This window comes from Hominiventricola aquisgranensis, from assembly GCF_040096225.1.
GTDB lineage: Bacteria > Bacillota > Clostridia > Lachnospirales > Lachnospiraceae > Hominiventricola > Hominiventricola aquisgranensis.
In genome coordinates this window covers 52043-67128 of the sequence record NZ_JBBMFC010000007.1, presented here as the reverse complement: position 1 = coordinate 67128, position 15086 = coordinate 52043, and the positions used below count along the sequence as shown (strand labels likewise).

The 15086-nt window shown below is 36.7% G+C and carries 17 protein-coding genes and 2 pseudogenes; 16 read left to right on the top strand and 3 right to left on the bottom strand.

The window, feature by feature from the left end; all coding sequences use genetic code 11:
- Positions 1–26: 26 nt before the first annotated feature.
- The gene (locus WMO62_RS05440; protein WP_008688150.1) at positions 27–233 is read right to left on the bottom strand and encodes a DUF6219 family protein; all 207 of its coding nucleotides are present in this window, start codon (positions 231–233) and stop codon (positions 27–29) included.
- Positions 234–412: 179 nt separating this feature from the next.
- Here WMO62_RS05440 and WMO62_RS05435 point away from each other — a divergent pair, with 179 nt between their 5' ends.
- The 13 genes and pseudogenes from WMO62_RS05435 (at position 413) to WMO62_RS05375 (ending at position 11751) form a co-directional block, all read left to right on the top strand.
- Positions 413–730, top strand: a complete 318-nt coding sequence (locus WMO62_RS05435; RefSeq protein ID WP_008688152.1) for a helix-turn-helix domain-containing protein — start codon at positions 413–415, stop codon at positions 728–730.
- Between the two features lie 150 nt (positions 731–880).
- Positions 881–1093 carry a sporulation initiation factor Spo0A C-terminal domain-containing protein gene (locus WMO62_RS05430; protein WP_227589476.1) on the top strand — a complete coding sequence of 71 codons (213 nt, stop codon included), beginning with the start codon at positions 881–883 and terminating at the stop codon, positions 1091–1093.
- Between the two features lie 7 nt (positions 1094–1100).
- Positions 1101–1532, top strand: a complete 432-nt coding sequence (locus WMO62_RS05425) for a hypothetical protein (RefSeq protein ID WP_227589475.1) — start codon at positions 1101–1103, stop codon at positions 1530–1532.
- Between the two features lie 325 nt (positions 1533–1857).
- On the top strand, positions 1858–2331 hold the full coding sequence (locus WMO62_RS05420; protein WP_172677211.1) for a sigma factor-like helix-turn-helix DNA-binding protein: 474 nt from the start codon (positions 1858–1860) through the stop codon (positions 2329–2331).
- A gap of 253 nt (positions 2332–2584) precedes the next feature.
- A complete protein-coding gene (locus tag WMO62_RS05415; protein WP_226840949.1) occupies positions 2585–2758 on the top strand; it encodes a hypothetical protein in 174 nt (57 codons plus the stop codon).
- Between the two features lie 153 nt (positions 2759–2911).
- Positions 2912–3292, top strand: coding sequence for a type II toxin-antitoxin system PemK/MazF family toxin (locus WMO62_RS05410; RefSeq protein WP_015568867.1), 381 nt, complete (start codon positions 2912–2914; stop codon positions 3290–3292).
- A complete protein-coding gene (locus WMO62_RS05405; protein ID WP_015568866.1) occupies positions 3273–3521 on the top strand; it encodes a DUF6870 family protein in 249 nt (82 codons plus the stop codon). The genes WMO62_RS05410 and WMO62_RS05405 overlap by 20 nt, the downstream gene beginning before the upstream one ends.
- A 108-nt stretch (positions 3522–3629) precedes the next feature.
- Positions 3630–5321 (top strand): recombinase family protein, encoded by a 1692-nt coding sequence (locus WMO62_RS05400; RefSeq protein WP_117555535.1) that lies wholly within the window; start codon positions 3630–3632, stop codon positions 5319–5321.
- A gap of 1 nt (position 5322) precedes the next feature.
- A complete protein-coding gene (locus WMO62_RS05395; RefSeq protein ID WP_227589474.1) occupies positions 5323–7014 on the top strand; it encodes a recombinase family protein in 1692 nt (563 codons plus the stop codon).
- On the top strand, positions 7011–8588 hold the full coding sequence (locus WMO62_RS05390; protein ID WP_227589473.1) for a recombinase family protein: 1578 nt from the start codon (positions 7011–7013) through the stop codon (positions 8586–8588). Before WMO62_RS05395 ends, WMO62_RS05390 begins: the two co-directional genes overlap by 4 nt.
- A gap of 121 nt (positions 8589–8709) precedes the next feature.
- Positions 8710–8952 (top strand): annotated as a pseudogene (locus WMO62_RS05385) (tyrosine-type recombinase/integrase); the annotation flags it as partial.
- Between the two features lie 149 nt (positions 8953–9101).
- Positions 9102–9977, top strand: coding sequence for a hypothetical protein (locus tag WMO62_RS05380; RefSeq protein ID WP_129974457.1), 876 nt, complete (start codon positions 9102–9104; stop codon positions 9975–9977).
- A gap of 664 nt (positions 9978–10641) precedes the next feature.
- The gene (locus WMO62_RS05375; protein WP_055282958.1) at positions 10642–11751 is read left to right on the top strand and encodes an AbiH family protein; all 1110 of its coding nucleotides are present in this window, start codon (positions 10642–10644) and stop codon (positions 11749–11751) included.
- Positions 11752–11803: 52 nt separating this feature from the next.
- Here the strand turns inward: WMO62_RS05375 and mcrC are convergent, their stop codons facing one another.
- Together mcrC and WMO62_RS05365 are read right to left on the bottom strand one after the other, a co-directional pair.
- Entirely contained in the window at positions 11804–12832 is a 1029-nt protein-coding gene (gene mcrC / locus WMO62_RS05370) for a 5-methylcytosine-specific restriction endonuclease system specificity protein McrC (RefSeq protein ID WP_055282960.1), read from the bottom strand.
- Positions 12829–13221: pseudogene (locus WMO62_RS05365) on the bottom strand (AAA family ATPase); the annotation flags it as partial. The gene mcrC and the pseudogene WMO62_RS05365, both read right to left, overlap by 4 nt.
- A 258-nt stretch (positions 13222–13479) precedes the next feature.
- Here WMO62_RS05365 and WMO62_RS05360 point away from each other — a divergent pair.
- The 3 genes from WMO62_RS05360 to WMO62_RS05350 are packed head-to-tail and all read left to right on the top strand — an operon-like array spanning position 13480 to position 15025.
- Positions 13480–14007: a replication initiator protein A gene (locus WMO62_RS05360; protein WP_055282964.1), complete on the top strand. Its 528-nt coding sequence runs from the start codon at positions 13480–13482 to the stop codon at positions 14005–14007.
- Entirely contained in the window at positions 14007–14819 is an 813-nt protein-coding gene (locus WMO62_RS05355) for an ATP-binding protein (protein WP_055282968.1), read from the top strand. The genes WMO62_RS05360 and WMO62_RS05355 overlap by 1 nt, the downstream gene beginning before the upstream one ends.
- The gene (locus WMO62_RS05350) at positions 14816–15025 is read left to right on the top strand and encodes a MerR family transcriptional regulator (protein WP_004844954.1); all 210 of its coding nucleotides are present in this window, start codon (positions 14816–14818) and stop codon (positions 15023–15025) included. Before WMO62_RS05355 ends, WMO62_RS05350 begins: the two co-directional genes overlap by 4 nt.
- Positions 15026–15086 lie beyond the last annotated feature (61 nt).

The following is a 15086-nucleotide window of genomic DNA, read 5'->3' as shown; positions in this document are numbered from 1 at the left end:
TTGATGAATAAAGGTCAATTTTTTATTTAACTATTCTCACTATTATTTGATTCAGTGATTTTTTTCTTCTTTGGAGAAACCAGTTTGTGACCGGAATAAATGGACATGCCCATACAAAGCAATGAAGAATAGGCAAAGTATTTATGTGCAGTCATAGATTTTTTGATTCCAGAATAAATGCATCCCAACATACAGAAAAGTGCGCCTAAGGACCAGTATTTATGTGATTTCATGATTTGATACCTCCTTTGATTTAACTGATTCAATCATAACGCTTTTTTACGAAAATGCAAAGAAAAACTTTGAATATAGTTCTGTAGAATTAGAACTTGGCTTTGCGATTCTGTATATTTAAGATATCCACAAGTATACTAAATTCAGAACGATTATTCGTTCTGGAGGAGGTGTTACGATGGATTTGAAAGCAGTAGGACAGCGAATCAAATCAGCACGAGAAGCAAAAAATCTCACGCAAGAGGAACTGGCTGCATTAGTAAATTTAAGCCCGACGCATGTGAGTGTAATAGAGAGAGGTTTGAAAGTTACAAAATTGGATACCTTTGTTGCAATTGCAAATGCATTAGATGTTTCTGCAGATACTCTTTTGATTGATGTTGTGGCACATTCAGTTACAGGTGTTACCAATGAGCTGACAGAGAAAATAGAAAAACTTCCGATCAAAGAGCAGAAAAAAATTATCAAAGTAATCCATACATTATTGGAAGAGTAATATGACAAACTGGGAAGAGCAAGTAGCTCTTCTTTTTTTGACCTTTTATTCAGCTTTAAGTTGTAAAGTGTCTTTTCATGACAATAGAAATATGCTAAATTAGTTCTATAGAACAAGATATAATTCTACTTGTATATTGGAGGAAAATGAATGAGAGAGAAAACTATTTATGAGAAGATTGCAGAAAAGTACAACACAACACCAGAAGAAGTACGCAGAGAAATGCAGATAGCCATAGATGCAGGATTTGATAATCCTGATCCGGATGTCCAGGAAGAATGGAAGAAAATGACACTTAAAGGAAACAGACCCACACCGGAAGAAGTAATCAATTTCGCAGTAAAACAATTAAAAGGAAATTAATGAAAATATGAAGAAAAAGATAATTGCAGTGATTACAGGAGCAGTAATCTTGATAATTGCTACAGGAAGTATTTGTTGGAAATCTGAATCCGGTCATAAGGGAGGTGAACCGGATGTAGTAGGAACATTTTCCGTAAATCGGGATGAAAATTTAACTGTGGTCGCTAACCGGGAAAATATTGAGGATAGAGAAGCGTTTGCAAGAGAACTTTTGCAGATGTACAAGGATGATTCTTTTCATTCGACAAAATTCTCCACAGACAGGGGATATGCGACGAGCCTTGATATGAACATCTATTTATGGAAAGAGAATATTGAAGAAGGGGAATCGGTAATGACAGCTGAATACAGACCTGTAGAATACGGAAAGGACTATGATGTAGTCAATAATCCTGATAAATTTCAACTATATATAGATGGAAAAGAAGTAGAAGAATAACACGGTGAACTTTTTATACTGAAATATGTACGATTCCAATAATGATATGAACTTATGGGAATATATTGCGGATACTTTGTGAACTTTATCCTGATACAATGATTATGCTGATGAAAGAAGGCATAGATAATTGAATACAAGAAAGAGACGAAAGCCTCAGTAGTTAAGAAAAAACTACTGGGGCTTTTTTCGTGCCTGAATTTCTCAGCCAATAACTGCGGGCGTATCCCGGCAGGATAAAGGCGGAGCAGGCATGATCCTAAACAGAGGTCCGCCTTCTGGATTTGAAACGAGCAACAAGATTTCAAATTCAGGAGGAACGGATATGTATATTGAACACCCATATTTTTACGAAGGAAAGTATTACGCAAATATTGATGGAGAAATGATCGAGATTACAAAAGAAGTTGCGTATGCGATGAATAATTTTTACAGAAGCAGCAAGGCAAAAAAAGTTGAGATTAAGAATGAACTGGGTGAGGTTGTGGATAAGATGCTGAGAGAAGTACCTTACAGCGGTCAGTCCATTGATGGAGAAGGCTTCATGATTGAGGATTTTCCAGATCTGAACTGTGATGTGGAGCACTGTGTACTGACAAAAATGGAACAGCAGGATATTCACACAGTGATCAATCAACTGAACTCAGAGGAACGCATGATTATTTATGGCATTTTCTTTGAAAACAAGACACAGACACAGATGGCGGAGATTATGGGGATTTCCAGACAGATGCTGTCATACAAGCTGAAATCCACTCTTAATAAGATGCGTGAAATGTATATGAATAAATTTTTTTAAAAAATTTTTCAAAATCTTTTGCATCTGCCAAAGTCATTTGACTTTAGTAATTAGAGGAAGTTAAAGGACTTCCTAAAATGAACCATGATAACTGAATATCCAATAATAACTGACGTGACATTTCATGCAAAGAGCACGAGGAAGATGCCGCTATAGGATTATAAGACAAAACAAAGATTTTTAGTTCAGTCCGTAATGCTGCGAAAAAGCACTGACCGAAGCCAGCTGGCAGGCTGGTGATGCGATGATATGTATGAGATGCGATACACTTGCAGATCCTGAGAAGTCTGTAACTGGTAAACCTATGAACTGCTGGAGCCTGGAAACGAGAGTTTCCGGGTTGTGGTCCGGAGTATGCATCCGGGCAGGTTATTATTCCCTTCCTGCATATGCGGGAGTAACGATTCGGGGTATCGAGGATAAATAGAATCGAGCGAGCACTGTTTAATAATCAAATTGGCTATAGAGGTTATGCGGCAGAGCTTTCCTTATGGGAAAGAAACTCTGCCGTATTCCTGTGGAGCCAATATAGCGCTATGGATGCTTTACAAATAAAAATAATAGATTGGAGAGAGGACAAATGACAATCCGCAGAGGAGATATTTTATGGGCAGATCTCGGTATGTTTCCTACAACATCTGTTCAGGGTGGAGTAAGACCGGTGATCGTAGTGAGTAATAATAAAGCCAATACATACAGTTCAGTCATAACGGTAGTTCCGCTGACATCAAGAATTTATAAGAAACGGTATTTGCCAACACATGTATTTATCAGCAAATATGATATGACGGGAATCCGAAAAGGAAGCCTGGCACTGGCTGAACAGGTTATGAGCATTTCTACGAAATGTATTATTGAGAAATGCGGAAGAGTGAACAAGTGGAGCCTGGATCGGGTACTGAAAGCAGTACAGATTCAGATGGGAATGGAAGGAGAAGGGCATGACGGCAGAGGAATATAGAAACTATCTGGAGCAGGATTTCAGTGATGTAGATATCAATGAAATGACTGATCTACGGATGATAAAAGCAGACAGAAATAAATCGCTTCAGGAACGGAGAGATATTTTTCTGAATAAAGTAGGAAATCCATATTTGGTCCGGATCGGCAATATGAAAGTAAAAGTCAGATTTGCCAATAACGGTATATCTATGGAGCAGGCATTTGAGAATATGCTTCTGAGTGTCTGAAAAAGTACTGGCAAGATTGAGGGGACTGTGTTAGAATGTCGGTAAGGACAAATTATGCAGCCCCCTTTTATTACATGGATTTTCTGACGTAATAAAAGGAGGTAAGATATGTATCAGAATATCAATAAAATCTATCATGCCGCCATCTATGTCAGATTATCTAAAGAAGATGGCGATATTTCCAGTTCAGCAAAACTGGAAAGTAACAGCATTTCTAACCAGAAAGCTTTGATTCTGGATTTCCTGAAAGACAAAAAAGATATAGAAGTTGTTTCAGTCCGAGTTGATGATGGCTACTCAGGCTCTAATTTTGAGCGCCCAGCATTCCAGGCAATGCTGGAAGATATCCGGCGTGGGATTGTAGACTGCGTAGTGGTAAAAGATTTATCACGATTTGGAAGGGAATATATTGATTCTGGGAAGTATATCGAGAGATTATTCCCGGCTCTTGGTGTGCGTTTTATTGCCATCAATGACAATTATGACAGTCTCAAGGGAAAGAATCAGGCAGACGAAATTATTATCCCATTTAAGAATTTAATCAATGATGCTTATTGCCGTGACATTTCTATTAAGATCAGGAGTAATCTTGAGATTAAGAGGAAAAAAGGCGAATGCGTGACTCCGTTTGTAGCTTTTGGATACAGGAAGACAAAGACAGATAAGCATAAATTAGAGATTGATCCATCTGCAGGCAGTGTAGTACAGGATATTTTTAAGATGAAGCTGCAGGGAATGAGTCAGGATGCGATTGCTAATCGTTTAAATGAACTGGGTATTCTTTCCCCATTTGAGTATAAAATCAGCAGTGGCAGTCATTATGAAACAGGCTTCCGGCAGAAAGAACAGGCACTTTGGAGTTCCGTTACCGTCCGCAGGATACTGGAAAACGAGGTTTATATCGGAAACCTTGTGCAGGGAAAAAGGACGACACCGAACCATAAAGTGAAGCAGACTTATGTGAAACCGGAAGATGACTGGATCCGGATTGAGAAAAATCATGAGCCATTGGTGAGTGACCGTGATTTTGAAATTGTTCAGAGACTTCTGGGCATGGATACACGTACTTCGCCTGACCAAAAGCAAGTATATCTGTTATCCGGAATTGCTGTATGTGCGGATTGTGGTGCACCTATGACAAGAAAGGTTTCTACTGTGGCAGGGAAAAAATATGCTTATTATCTATGTTCCGCAAATAAAGAAACAAAACGCTGTTCTAGTCATAGAATACCGGAAAAGGATCTGGAAGATGCCGTACTGGTGATGCTGAAACAGCATATCCAGAATATCCTGCACCTGAAAAGAGTCCTGGAATTTGTTGGTACTGTGCCATTTCAGGAGATCAATATGAAGAAGCTGCAGGACAGGCTGGAGAAGAAAAAACAGGAGACAGAACGTTGTAAGGAGTTACGGATGATGCTCTATTCGGATATGAAAGAGGGCATTGTATCAAAAGAAGACTATGTAGAGCTTCATGCAGCCTATGGAAAGAGGCTTAGAAATGCGGAAGAGAGTATCCGTGCAATCCAGAAAGAAATGGATAGTGAGCTGGAAAAAGCAGACAATGCCAATACCTGGCTGGATTATTTTGTGAAATATCAGGATATTGAAGAACTGTCCCGCACAGTGGTGGTAGAACTGATCAGGAAAATCCGAGTATATGATAAAAAGAATATAGAGATCACTTTTGATTTTGATGATTGTTATCAGACATTGCTGAATCAATTACCGGCTATGGGAGTTGATACGGTAATAGATGATGATAATAATCTGCAGGTTAAGGTAAAGGAGGTTGTATAAAATGGCACGAAAGAGTAGGAAAAACATTCCGGAAGTAGTCGGCAGTGCAACCGTCCAGACAGAGGTGAGAAGACCATTCCGGGCAGGATTGTATGCCAGAATTTCAATGGAAACAGAAGAAACATTAGAAAGAGGGACGATAGAAACCCAGGTGGAATTGATGAAAAACTTTGTAGCAGATACGGAAGATATTTCGGTTGCGGAAGTTTATAAGGACTCAGACTATTCAGGTACAAATTTTGACCGTCCTGGATTCGTACAGATGATGGAAGATATCAAGCATGGAAAAATCAATTGTGTTATTGTAAAAGATTTGTCCAGACTTGGAAGAAATTATGTCGAAACCAGCAACTATATTGAACGAGTATTTCCGTTTTTTCATGTAAGATTCCTGGCTGTGACAGATGATTTCGATTCCTTCAGAGAGGGTGTGGATCTTACAGTTCCACTGAAGAATATTATCAATGAGTTCTATTCGAAAGACCTTGCCAAAAAGAGCAGCAGCGCAAAAAAAGCTCTTTGGAAAAAAGGAAAATTTACAAGTGCCTGGGAACCGTATGGTTACAGAAAGTCAGAAGAAGACCATCATCAGCTGATCGTTGATGAAGAAGCTGCAGAACATTTGAAAAGTATATTTTCTATGTATATGGATGGCAGGAACTATAGTGATATTGCAAGACAGCTCAATAAAGATGGAGTTTTATCGCCGACTTTACAGAGAAAATTCTATAAAACCGGTGAAAAGCCGCTTCCGGAGTCAAAACCCTGGAACAATTATGAAGTGAAACGAGTTCTTCAGGATGTTCATTGCACAGGTGATTCTGTATTTGGAAAATATCAGCAAAGTGTTTTCCAGGGAAATAAACAGAGAAATCGACCAGAGAGTGAATGGGTGCATGTGGAGAACACGCATGAAGGGATTATAGATAGAGAGTTGTTTCAACAGGTACAATCTAAAATCCAGGAATATACGGAAGCTTATAAGAAGAAACATCAGCAGAACAATGGAGCTATTAGAAACCATAATTTCTATACAGGAAAGATATGGTGCGGAGGCTGTGGCAACCGCATGACGTTGTCCAGAGAAAGAAATGGCACATTCTTTTATATCTGCGGAGCCAATACTAACCATAAATCCGGAGGAAAGCAATGCAAAGGGCACAGAGTCAGAAAAGAATATGTGGATGACGATGTTCTTCGCCTGATTCAAACGCATATGAAAACCGTATTGGATACAGAAAAAATGATTCAGGAAATGAATGCAGCTTCCAAAAATCAGACACAGTACCTGCTTTTGGATAAAGAGGTGGGGAAACTTCGACGGGAACTAAGCCGTATCAGTAAGCGTAAATCGGATTTATATGAAGACTATTCCGAACGTTTGATTACAGAAGAAGAATACATACAGTTTTCTCGGATCTATTCCAATGAAATTGAGAATATCAAGAGCCGTCTGGACACAGTATTGGCGGCACAGGTTCGGTATTCCCAGGATTACCACATTGAAGAAGGCTGGGGAAATGTGATACATACTTATATGTCAAAGCGTAAGCTGACAAAAGAAATGGCAGATGCCTTTGTAGATTCAATTATTATCCGTGGTAAGTATGATTATGAGATCAAGCTGGTATATGACGATCAGTTTGCAGATTTACAGAAACTAAAGAAAGAGAAGGAGGCGCAGTCAAGATGACAGATCTTAGAAAAACAGCTGTTTACATCCGTTTGTCTGCAGAAGATGACAATGTAGATGGCAGAGCCAAAAAAGAGAGCGACAGTGTAACTTCTCAGAGAATTCTGTTAAAATCATTTGCAATTGATGAGCTGGGTGTAGCTGAGTTGGATATTCTGGAATATGTGGATGACGGTGTTAGCGGTACTCATTTTAAAAGGCAGGGATTTCAACAGCTGCAGGATGACATGAAAAGCGGAGAAATCGGCTGTGTAGTTGTGAAAGACTTTTCCAGATTTGGAAGAGACTATCTGGAAGTTGGATTTTATATTGAATATATTTTCCCACTTCTACAGATTCGATTTATTTCGATTAATGACAGCTATGACAGTGCAGCGAGCAGCGGAATGACTGGTGGAATGAATGTAGCATTGCAGAATCTGATATACAATATGTATAGCCTGGATTTGTCCAAGAAAATTTCATCAGCATTGCAGACAAGAACGAGAAATGGTACACGCCTTCCGGTAAATGCCAGATATGGCTATAAAAAAGGAAAAGACGGAAGACTGGAAGTTGATCCGGAGGCTGCAAAAGTCGTGAAAATGATTTTTCGGATGGCAGCGGAAGGAACAAGTTTCGCAGATATTACAAGGGAATTGAACAGACAGGCGATTGCCACTTGTGATGAGCAGAAATTATCAAGAGGGGATCAGGTGCAGTTCCAGAGGTTTGACACGATCAAAAAGAAACATTGGAGCCCTACGACAGTAGCGGCAATTGTCCGGGATGAGATTTATATTGGAACCAGAATCTGGGGAAAAACACGTTGCAGTATGCATACCGGTCATAAAGCAGTTCTGAATGATGAAACAGAATGGGTTCGCCTGGAAAATCATCATACGGCAATTATAGACAGAGCATTGTTTGAAAAAGCAAATGAAATGCATCCGAAAAAGAAGAGAAGTGTTGCGGAATCACGCACCAATTTTACTCTGGAAAGGCGTAAAAAACAGCCGGCATTACTGATATGTGCCAACTGTGGGCATTCTTTACTAAAAGAAACGGAGCATCTGCTAAAATGCTCAGATGCTCGAACCAATGGAGATCCTGTGTGTCGAAGTCTGGTGATCCGACGGGAACCGCTGGAGGAGAATATCCTTGGGCTTGTCCATCAGTATGCAGCGTCAATGTTGGAAAAAGAAAAGAAAGTATCTTCCAACAGGCAATGCGACGACAAAGAGATCAATACCGCAGAATTGCAAAAACAAAGCCGACAGTTGACCTCGGAAAAGATGAAACTCTATGATGCTTACAAAGATGGTCGTATAGATCGTGATTCGTATAAGCAGAGAGCTGGAAAGATAAGTGTACAGCTGGAGGAAATAAAACGAAAGATAGAAGATGCGGAGAATAGTAAAAAGCTTCTTGAACAAAATGAACTTTCTGATAAAATAAAACTAAAAGATTTCTTGGGAATTCAGAAGTTCGATACAGAGAAGTTGCGTGAGATTATCAAGGTGATCCGTGTTCATTGTCAGGATGAAATTGAAATCGAATGGAATTTTGACGATATTTTTTCGGAACAGAGGTAACTTGAGCAGGACAAGAAGGACTTATCAGAAGATAATAAAGGTGCTGGGACTACCTGATGGAAGCGTCAGATAGTCTTCGGCAGAAAAAAATAAAATTTTTTTTGTCCTATACTTGACACATCCACATGTATGCCGACACACCTATTGCTCGAATATGGCAAAATCGGGAATGAATCCAAAGACGCTGCAGTACCTCATGGGGCATTCGGACATCGGCGTTACCATGAACACATACACCCATTTGGGGTTGGAGGATGCGAAAGACGAGATGATTCGTATGGAGGAACTGAACGCTGCCAAGAAGGAATTGGAAAAGACCATTGGGGAGAAGCCTGTGACTCAGAAGATGTTCAAAGTAGTATAGAAAGAATTTTGATATGAAAGGGTAGTTGCTTGGATTGAATCCGAGCAACTGCCCTTTCTACGTTATGTGGCTGTTTTTATTGTGACGTGGGAGAAATTGTGGTAAACTGATGAAAGATTAAAAGGCTGGAGTAATGGAGGTGTGAATTATTGAAAAAATCTTTGTATAGACAGGTAATGTTTGTGTTATTAATGATTTGTCTCATGCTACTTATAGCAATTGCAATTAAAATAGAGGTTTTTAAGGGACTTAGTACATGTGTTGTATTTAAAACGATAGTATCAATTATGAAGAATTCGTATGTCAGCAGCATCTTATGTAGTATTTTAGCGGTTTTGATTATTTATATTACTCAGGTCTATCATAGTAAAAAGATGCTGAAGAAGGATTTTAGATGTAATGAGATTATAGAAGATGTTTATGATGGAATAGAAATATATTGTAAGTTGAAGGACGAAATCCCTGAAAAAGTGGAAAGAATGCCGGATGAAGATGTGCTTGATAAGAGAAGAAGAGAGTCATTGATGTTCTATGAATTTTATAAAAAGAATAGTGGTGATGTGGATATAATCACCTTGAGTTTGTCTTATGAAAATAATGATCTTCTTATTGATTCAGTACAGTCTTGTTTTCTTATTAATCTAAATTTTAAGCTGCTTAGTATTGTGAATAATATAAAAAATAGATTGCCAAATTTGAGGAAAAATTATCCGGAAATCAAGGAATTATACAAAAAATATGAATTGGAGAAAAATGAAAAGGAACTAAACGATTTAGGAAATAGGTTATCTACTTATTTTATAGATTTGCGTTTTATGGCTATGTATTGGAATGAACTGTTAGATTATTTAGGTTATGATCCAACTTATATAAAAATGTTTATTAAAATTTATAATTCAAAATATGATACTATGGAAGATATCAAGCAACCTGCAGAAGTGCGTAATTTGAGAGCCAAAGAAGTTGATAAAGCAGTCAGAAAAGCTATATGGCAGTATAAGATAAAACACTTTTGGGATAAATAAAATCTTAGCGGTAGTAAAACACCCCGATTTTTACTACCATTTTACTACTACAGCCTGCCGTAACTTGCTCCATTTTGCTCTGTTTCGGGAAAACTGTGACAGAGTAGATGCTGTTACACCCTAAAAACAGGCGAGATAAATCGGAGCAAATCGGTGCAGGACAGCGCATTTTAGGAGGAATTACATTTTGATAAAAGTATTATTTATCTGCCACGGCAGTGTTTAAGGGACGGGGTGAAAAGCCTTGAGTTTATTGGGTTTCTTGGACGACAACGTAGAAATTACACCTTATTTATACCTTTGGAAGATCGAATCGGAAAAGCTGAAATAATAATATAAATGCGTGGGAGAAATCCTACGCTTTTTACATATAATCGCACAATTTGAACGAAAAAATCCTCATGATCATGAGGGAAAATGAAAGTAAAACTTATTAGATGATATAATGTATTAATTTGTAATTTGAAAGAATATATGGGGGTTATAGGAATCTATCTGACTGTATATACCTACCATATAGTAGTTATAAAATAGAACGGTACAAATGGATAGTTAGGTAAGAAGATAAAGGTTGTTTAATTGTTAAAAGCTCTTGCGGAAAAAAGCATTTTAAAATAATATATGATTGTAAGAGATGTATAATTTTTACAATGGAGAATAAGATATGTTTGGTAAGTATGATAAAAAGACATTTAATGAAATAAAATCACAACATAATATTATGGTTTTGGTTGGGAATGGATTTGATATTGCTTTATTGAATAAATATAAAACAGGAAAAATGAAAGGGAAAACGTCTAGTTATAGTGATTTTTATGAATATATAAAATATTATAATTTATGTGATGAGAAAAACATATTATTTAAGAAAATGACCGAACAAATGTCTTATGATTCTAATTGGAGTGACTTTGAATTAATCATTAATGCATTAGTTTTGGAGGGAAAAATACAACAAAATAAAATTGAGAAATCAATTGATGAGTTTCAAAACTGCTTTACAAGATTTTTAAATGATCTTGTTGATGCAGATTTATTATTGAAAATTAATTCTGATGTGCAAGAGAAAAAATTAGCAACGCAAAGTTTGGGACATTTTTTAAATGATTTAGAGAGTTCATGTGATATAGAGTTTCCTTCGAAAACTAATTATTATGACTTGTATAATTTTGTGTTTTTTAATTTTAATTATACAGCATTATTGGATAATTATTTATATTTAGATAAAACACAGTTTGATCCTCATTATTGGAAAAATGCAGACAGAAATTTTCAATTTTATCCAGAATGTGGAGGCTCTTCTGGGAAAAATCCTACTAATTGGTCGTCATATTTGCTTACAGACATTATCCATCCACACGGGATACAGGAAATTCCAAGATCTATTTTATTCGGAATAGACATGGATGTATACGATAAGGGAAGGTCAAAGGAAAAACGATTTGTTAAGTCATATTGGGCGCAATATGATATAAAATATCAGTCTTATTTTGATGAAGCAGAATTGTTTATAATATTTGGAATGTCATTATCGATAACTGATGGATGGTGGCTAGACCAGATATTTGATACAATTTTAAGTGAAAATGCAGAATTGATTATATATAAATATAAAGCTGAGAAGGAGGAAGATGTTAAAAATATTTTTATTCAATCATGCATAAGGCATAGAGATTCCAGAAAAGAAGATATAGAGTTGGTTAAAAGACGTATATATGTTGTGTCATTTGAACATAATAATACATATTTTTTAGGACTAGAAAAGAAAGAATAGTGGATTTAGAAAGACTGGGAGAATTATGATTAGTTCTCCCAGCTTTATTCAATTAGAAATGAACTTTTACAATAGAATCCAAATCTTTTGTGATTTCCGAAAAATTTTGATTTAAATTCAATGCACGCACAGAAATCTGATTTCCGCTCATCTGGTATGTATTATTGGGAATAACATCTTCATCAGTCTGTGCATAAAGGAGCATTCCAGAGACGGTATGTTCCAGCTCTCTTAATTCAAATTCTTTGTTTTTCACATATGTAAAAATTTGATAGAGGTTATTGGAATGCAAGGTGTTTGTTCCATATTGCTGCTGAGTCATATGTGAATAATATTTTGCATCGATAATAAGTATATTGTTTCCCTGAGACAACATAATATCAGTTTGCATTTTGGGAAGCAATTGGTTCTCAGAATCATCAAGTTGCCATGCAATCTGTGATGCATTGGCAGATAGTTCTGGATGTTCTTTACGATAGTATTCAAGCAAAAATTTTTCATATAAATGGCACATACGCTGTTCGTCAAAAAAATCCATTATTTTTGTGGTACCGTTGTTTTGTGTCTGTAGAAGTCCGTTATAAATCAGATAACAGATTCCGATTAGCATTTGATAACTTTGATTGGAACGATTATAATGTTGATTCCAATTTACAAAGCGTAAATCAATTTCATTAACATCAGAAAAAAATAATAACAGATTCCGTAGACTCTTTTTGCGAGTATTTGTAATATTGGCTTTAAGAAGCAATAACAGTGTAGATTTGATGATTCGGTTAAATTGTGTATTAGTTGAAAATTCATCGTATGTACAAATCATTTGCTTCTTCAGCAGAGTCTGAGTTTTAATGGATTCAGAAATATTGAGCTTTCCCTGTAGCGTAGAAAGAGATTCTGATTTTGGCAGATAATCTCTTCCTAAGCCTCGTTTTAGCTGTACGCTAATGCCCTTATCAAGAATGGCTGCACATAATTCAGCGGTATTATGAAAATTTTCTGTAGCCAGATCTTTGTAGTTTTGTGCTTGTAATGCTTGAAAAGCGTAGGACAGCATATAATAAATATTTTGTACAGGAATCATTTAACAGCACTCCTTAGACGATCAGACCAATCTACGATTTTTGCGGGCTCATCAAACCAATATTCTTTTAAAAGTGGAATCAATTCGTATTCTACAATGGATGACAAAGTTTGTGCGTTGGTTGTCTCTGGTGTTAAACCACAAAAATAACTGTGACCAATACAGAATCCTTCACCTAGTGATATATCTTCTGCTATCTTGGAATTGAGCTGTTTCACACAAGCAATTAATTTGTTAAAGGCATCACTTTTTAGAGAGTCTTGGTAAGCTTGAAAACCAGGCGTATTAAATCCCGGTTTCATAGTAAAAAATGAAAAACGTCGTCTTAAAGCATAATCTAACATAGCAAGACTACGATCAGCAGTATTCATCATACCAATAATGTATTCACCTGGAATAGGTGAGTGTTTTTTGTTTTCAAATATTCAATTAACCGAAAAAATTAAAAAAATTTCATCAGGGGGCTGTAAAAATGCCTCTCAGCGTTTCGTTTTATGAAAGGGTATTTTAGACAGGAAAAAATAAAAAAATTTTATCAAGAACCTGTATTTATGCTCTTCATCTTTTGAATATGTGTAAGGACATTTTTGAGCCGGCATAAAAATGATTTTTACAACAGTTAGAAACAGAAACGAGGCGAGAAAAGAATGAAATATGAATACATGAAGGAGTCAGAGCAGATGCTTCAGTACTTCCAGTTTCCGAAGTTTTTGCTGAAGCTGCGCATTTCTCAAACTGCAAAATTTCTTTATATGATTTTGTATGACCGGGCACGGATATCGAGAAAGAATAGCTGGATAGATAAGTATGGAAATGTTTATCTGATATTTCCAATAGAAGAATTGTCTGTTCAAATCGACAAATGCAAATCTTCTGTAAAAACAGCGTTGAAGGAATTAGATGATGTGGGACTATTGGTTCGCAGATCCGGTGGTTTTTCAAAACCCAATCATTTATATGTAAAAATTCCATCTGATGAGATAGTTTTACAGCCGATTGACAATAAAGCGGTTGAAAAGATGGCTGTAATAGAGTCGGAAAAGCCCCCATCATCTGGTCGTAAAAATGGCTGTGCAGGAGTCGGAAATGTGGCACCTAGTAAAGTAACTGAGAAATATAAAAGTAATAAATATCATGAAGTAAATTATTGCTATGGGGAAGGAGAGAGTTTGTGATGAGAGAAGAAGATACCGTATGTGTAGGCAGTGATGGTTTGCAATACTGCAAAGTCTGTGGGGAAGCGAAAGAAGCATTTTTTCCTGAGGGAGGTTTTATGGGAATGAAGAAACATTCCAGGCAATGTGCCTGTGACAGAAAAGCATATGAAGAGGAACAAAAATATTTTAAAGACAAAGAGCACCGGGAATTAGTCAACAGAAATACGAGCATCTGTTTTGACGAGAGCAGAATGGAAGAGTGGACATTTGAAAATGCAGATATGTCAGATGCTGTAATGCATACGGCAAAAAATTATGTTGATAACTGGGAGAAAATGAAAAGAAATCATATAGGCTGTTTGTTCTGGGGACCGGTTGGAACTGGGAAAAGTTTTATTGCTGGGTGTATTGCCAATGAACTTCTTAAACAGGAAGTAACGGTAAAAATGACAAATTTCAATACCATTATTGATGATATATTTCCACTGGCAGACAAAACGGAATATATCAATGCATTGGCTTCTTATCAGCTTCTAATTATTGATGATCTTGGAGTAGAACGAAATTCAGAATATGCGTTAGGAATTATTTTTAGTGTCATAGACCGCAGGATCCGTTCAGGACGACCTTTGATCATTACAACGAATCTTCCACTGAAAGAAATAAAAAGCGAGACCATGTTGGATAAAAGGCGTATCTATGACCGTATTTTAGAAATGTGTACGCCTATGTATGTTGGAGGCACAAGCAAACGAGAAGCGATCGCAAGTATGAAAATGGAGAAAGCGAAAACTCTGTTGAATACAAACAGAGGGGAGGAATGCGAATGAATCATACAGAAAAAACAATACCTGTTTGGAAGAAATATTCTTTAAATGTTTCCGAAGCAGCTGAATATTACGGAATTGGCGAAAAGAGATTAAGACAGATCGCAGGTGAAAATGAAGGAGCAGATTTTATTCTGGAAGTTGGTTCGCATATCCGATTCAAAAGGAAATTGTTTGAAGATTATCTGGATACAGCCAGCACAGTTTAAGTAACAGAATAGAAAAAATAGTAATGAAAATAATGTTCATTTTATCTTAGCGAAGAGAAGG

Coding starts and splice junctions, on each gene's coding strand:
- WMO62_RS05415 (WP_226840949.1), top strand. CDS start 2,585: ATGAGATGCGATACACTTGCAGATCCTGAGAAGTCTGTAACTGGTAAA.
- WMO62_RS05430 (WP_227589476.1), top strand. CDS start 881: ATGAGAGAGAAAACTATTTATGAGAAGATTGCAGAAAAGTACAACACA.
- WMO62_RS05355 (WP_055282968.1), top strand. CDS start 14,007: ATGAGAGAAGAAGATACCGTATGTGTAGGCAGTGATGGTTTGCAATAC.
- WMO62_RS05425 (WP_227589475.1), top strand. CDS start 1,101: ATGAAGAAAAAGATAATTGCAGTGATTACAGGAGCAGTAATCTTGATA.
- mcrC (WP_055282960.1), bottom strand. CDS start 12,832: ATGATTCCTGTACAAAATATTTATTATATGCTGTCCTACGCTTTTCAA.
- WMO62_RS05405 (WP_015568866.1), top strand. CDS start 3,273: ATGACGGCAGAGGAATATAGAAACTATCTGGAGCAGGATTTCAGTGAT.
- WMO62_RS05395 (WP_227589474.1), top strand. CDS start 5,323: ATGGCACGAAAGAGTAGGAAAAACATTCCGGAAGTAGTCGGCAGTGCA.
- WMO62_RS05440 (WP_008688150.1), bottom strand. CDS start 233: ATGAAATCACATAAATACTGGTCCTTAGGCGCACTTTTCTGTATGTTG.
- WMO62_RS05360 (WP_055282964.1), top strand. CDS start 13,480: ATGAAATATGAATACATGAAGGAGTCAGAGCAGATGCTTCAGTACTTC.
- WMO62_RS05350 (WP_004844954.1), top strand. CDS start 14,816: ATGAATCATACAGAAAAAACAATACCTGTTTGGAAGAAATATTCTTTA.
- WMO62_RS05435 (WP_008688152.1), top strand. CDS start 413: ATGGATTTGAAAGCAGTAGGACAGCGAATCAAATCAGCACGAGAAGCA.
- WMO62_RS05375 (WP_055282958.1), top strand. CDS start 10,642: ATGTTTGGTAAGTATGATAAAAAGACATTTAATGAAATAAAATCACAA.
- WMO62_RS05410 (WP_015568867.1), top strand. CDS start 2,912: ATGACAATCCGCAGAGGAGATATTTTATGGGCAGATCTCGGTATGTTT.
- WMO62_RS05400 (WP_117555535.1), top strand. CDS start 3,630: ATGTATCAGAATATCAATAAAATCTATCATGCCGCCATCTATGTCAGA.
- WMO62_RS05390 (WP_227589473.1), top strand. CDS start 7,011: ATGACAGATCTTAGAAAAACAGCTGTTTACATCCGTTTGTCTGCAGAA.
- WMO62_RS05420 (WP_172677211.1), top strand. CDS start 1,858: ATGTATATTGAACACCCATATTTTTACGAAGGAAAGTATTACGCAAAT.